This is a genomic window from Candidatus Zixiibacteriota bacterium, from assembly GCA_021159005.1.
GTDB lineage: Bacteria > Zixibacteria > MSB-5A5 > UBA10806 > 4484-95 > JAGGSN01.
Map to the genome: position 1 here is coordinate 1 of JAGGSN010000056.1, position 3,906 is coordinate 3,906.

Sequence of the window (3,906 nt, forward strand, 5' to 3'; positions counted from 1 at the left end):
CGACAAGTTGGGGTTTCGTGTTATTGTTTCTTTTTCCTCTGTCAAGTCTCCTTAGTCTCTTGGCTTCTTGTTTCTTGGATTCTTGGAAAGGGGTATGGGGCGTTTATGTTGCCGATGTTTACGCCTATGTGGCTGATTGGCCATCCGGTCTGCAGATATTCAGGATCGAGTATTGAGGATAGCGATCATTGCGAGAAACATAAAACAACCAATAAAGTCATTGCGAGGAGTCCGCAAGGACGACGAAGCAATCTGTTGGATAGATAAATAAAATGCAATACTACGTTTACATAATGACAAATAAGAATAATACAGTATTATATACCGGAGCAACAAATAACCTCATAAAACGTGTTTATGAGCATAAAAATAATATTATTAAAAGCTTTACAAGTAGATACAATATTATAAAATTAATCTATTATGAGATATTACAGGATTCTTATAATGCTATTGCCAGAGAAAAGCAAATAAAGGGAGGTTCTCGAAAAAAGAAAGAGGTGCTGATTAATAAAACTAATCCGAATTGGGATGATTTATATGATAAACTATAAGGTTAACTTGCGGAAGCAAAGCAACAGATTGCTTCGTCGCTTTGCTCCTCGCAATGACTGCCTGCTTTTAGTAGTTAAAGTCATTTCGAGCTTCGGATCCGCCTATGGTGGAAGATTTACCTAAGAAACTTAGCTGGGATTATCAACAAAAGAGAGTCATTGCGAGGAGTCCGCAAGGGCGACGAAGCAATCTGTTGCGAAAAGCAAAACAACTTAGCAATACATTACAAGGGAGTTTAAATGAGAAAAACAATAATCACATTAACATTATTTCTTTTTCTATCAGCCATAGCCTTCGGTCAAAACATCGACAAAGCCCAAATAACAGGTTCCGGAAACTACTACTACGGCACCGGCATCTCCCGTGATTTTAACGAGGCGAAAGACTACGCACTTAAGGAATTGACTAACCAGATTGCCATCAGGGTAGCATCATCCTATAAGCAAAAAACAACTGAAACCGGCGATGATCTTAATGTCGCTGTGGAATCTATTATCAAAACCCACAGCGCGGCTACGCTTAAAAATGTGCGTACAATTAAACAGCCCACCGATGATGGCCGCATAGAGGTTTTTTGCTACCTCGAGAAATCTAAAGTGCAGGAAATATTTGAGGCGCGTAAAAAGCTTATCGCCGAGATGGTGAAGACAGCAAAGATATCGCTATCAAAGCAGAATGTCGGCAAGGCGCTCAAGCGGTATTATTTCGCGGCAATCCTTTTAAACTCCCTGCCGGATCAGAATATTGAGTATAAAGGTATCAACTATACAACTGAGATTCCGCAGAGCATCAACGACATTATAATGAACACGAACATCGAATTTAAAGAAGACCGCTACACTAGTAAAAAAGAACGCGAGGTAACTCTTAAGATTACTTACAACGACAAGCCTGCTGCGCTTCTTGATTTCACATTCTGGGATGGTTCAAACCAAGTGTTTGTTCAGGCGCGTGATGGTCTGGCCACATTCAATCTTCTTGGTGCAAGCGTGAAATTCGATAAGCTTAAGCTGAATATCAAGTATGCTTATTATGAATGCCGCAACGAATATGATATCGTTGCCAGTCTCTGGCCGCTGGTGAATAAACCGGAGTATAAAAGCCAGAAAGATGTTCGGCTGAAGAAAACAAAAAAGGTTGTGAAGCCGAGAAAAGAGCGAAGATACAGGGTCAATCTGGAATACAATGAAACCGAAAACCCGCCGGCTAAAAAAATCGCTGAATCTGCAATGACATTTCTTAAGGTGTTAGACAGCGGTAAGCTTGCCAGCGAGGTAAATTACTATGCTCGGGATAAATTCCTAAGAAACAAGGTCAGCGATTATATCAAATTCAATAGTGCCAAGCCTCTTGATGAGGATATTCAGGCATCACTGAATAAAACCCGAAACGGCTGGGAACTTCGCCGCATCAGGATGCATCATACCTATCCGAGTATTCATAAGGAAACAACCGAATATGCAGTGCTGGATTTTTCCGAAGATGGCGTATTGATGGATATTAATTTGAGCATCACGGATGCTCTTTATCAGGAGTTTGTCAAAGAGGCATCTTTTAGCGATGACTGGGACAACCGTCAGGAGATTATAAAGTTTATTGAGAAATATCGCACAGCTTATCAGACAAGAGATATCAAAACAGTGGGGATGATGTTTGCCGAGGAAGCATTGATAATCATTGGCCGCATAATAAAAACCAAAAAGCTGCCCGATGATATGGTTAGATACAAAAAGCTGGGCAATCAGCCTGATGTTGAATATTTGCGTCTTACCAAGAGTAAATATCTGAAACGTCAGAAGCAAATATTCAAATCGCAGAGTGATATATTTCTTGAATTCGGCAGCTTCAATATCATCCAGAAAAACAACTGCCCCAATGTTTACGGTGTTGAGATGCGTCAGGGTTACACCTCCACTACCTATGCTGATGAAGGCTACTTGTTTTTGCTGATTGATTTTAATGAGCAGGACCCATTGATATATGTGCGAGCCTGGCAGCCGAATATTTGGAGCGAGGATGAGCTTATCCAAACTTCTAATTTTCGGATTTATAAGTAGAGCAGCAATTTAGAAATTCTTGTCAGCATGGCTAATATTAATATAGAAATTCTTGTAAAATAAATACTCATTTGGGCTAACAGGATTTCCTGTTTAATTGATAGAAATTTTCCGTTAGTGTTATCATATTTACTTAAATAATGGTATAAGCATTATATATCAGACCTGCTAATTATCACAATTTCATAAATAATCTATAACAAAGGAGCAATCATGAATTGTCACGGGTCGGGTTAAAGTGTACCACTTCGGGTCGGGTTAAAACCGGTCAATATTATTGTTAACTATTCTCATAATAAGTTCATTTTTTTATATAACAAGTCCTAATTTATTTCTTTTTATTGTCAGACATTCTTTTTTTCTTCTCTTTTTTGTTTATTAGCCCGGTTTTTAAGCCGGCAACTTCTGCCGGTTATCTGGATTATCTCAGCTTTATGCAGGATCCTATCTAAAATGGCTGCGGCAGTCGGCACATCGCCTATCAGTTTCCCCCATTCTTCCAAAGGTCTGTTTGATGTCATTACGGTAGAACGCAGTTCGTGCCGGCGCATGATGATCTCAAAAAGATACTCGCCCGATTGTTTCGGCAGCTTTTTAATGCCCATATCATCGATGACCAGAGTTTGAGGGATACCGCCAAAGGCATGAAAGGCATTCTCCAACACCCTGATGAAGTTCTCAGTGCTTTGCTTAAAGACCGCTTCGCTATAACCCTTACGGGAATGACTCAGGATAACACGCAGAACATGAGCCCGCCGCTTTTTACCATCCTTAACAATCCAAGCCCCTGAACCGAAATCTACCTGAGCTTCTTCACCTGGATCGCATTCCATCCTGCGAAATGGCAACGGTGTGCTGCTGCCAAGTCGGTTAAGGTAACGCTTAACCGAACTGTAGGAACCATCAAACCCATGTTCATCGACTAAATCCTGCCAGATCCGCTGACCGGACAGATTCTGTCCAACTTTTTATGGATGATATCTTCAAACGGCCGGCAAAGACTCGGCAGTCCTAAACATCGATCAGGCAACCGGTAGCCTATCTCTGACCCGGGGGTAGGATTGGCCGGTTTTGAAGCGAACCTAAATGGCTGGTTTTGCCCGACCTATCACACTAAGATTCTAAAAACTCTTGGCAATTAATCGAAATCTATACAGAATACCTTAAAATCAGACAAATTTTGGGCTAAAATAATTTTTATGAATAATGCGGGCTAGCCCCAATACTGTTCACTTAAGGATGATGATTTGAAAATCATTTGAATTTTTTTTGAATAGGGTTGATGACGGGGGGC

General features: G+C 40.6%; 3 protein-coding genes. 2 read left to right on the forward strand and 1 reads right to left on the reverse strand.

Going from position 1 to position 3,906, the window contains the following annotated elements; translation table 11 throughout:
• Positions 1 to 272 precede the first annotated feature (272 nt).
• Entirely contained in the window at positions 273 to 554 is a 282-nt protein-coding gene (locus J7K40_03650; protein ID MCD6161493.1) for a GIY-YIG nuclease family protein, read from the forward strand.
• A gap of 240 nt (positions 555 to 794) precedes the next feature.
• Positions 795 to 2,612, forward strand: a complete 1,818-nt coding sequence (locus tag J7K40_03655) for a hypothetical protein (protein MCD6161494.1) — start codon at positions 795 to 797, stop codon at positions 2,610 to 2,612.
• Positions 2,613 to 2,956: 344 nt separating this feature from the next.
• Here J7K40_03655 and J7K40_03660 read toward each other — a convergent pair whose 3' ends face one another.
• Positions 2,957 to 3,445 (reverse strand): ATP-binding protein, encoded by a 489-nt coding sequence (locus tag J7K40_03660; protein ID MCD6161495.1) that lies wholly within the window; start codon positions 3,443 to 3,445, stop codon positions 2,957 to 2,959.
• Positions 3,446 to 3,906: the final 461 nt, after the last annotated feature.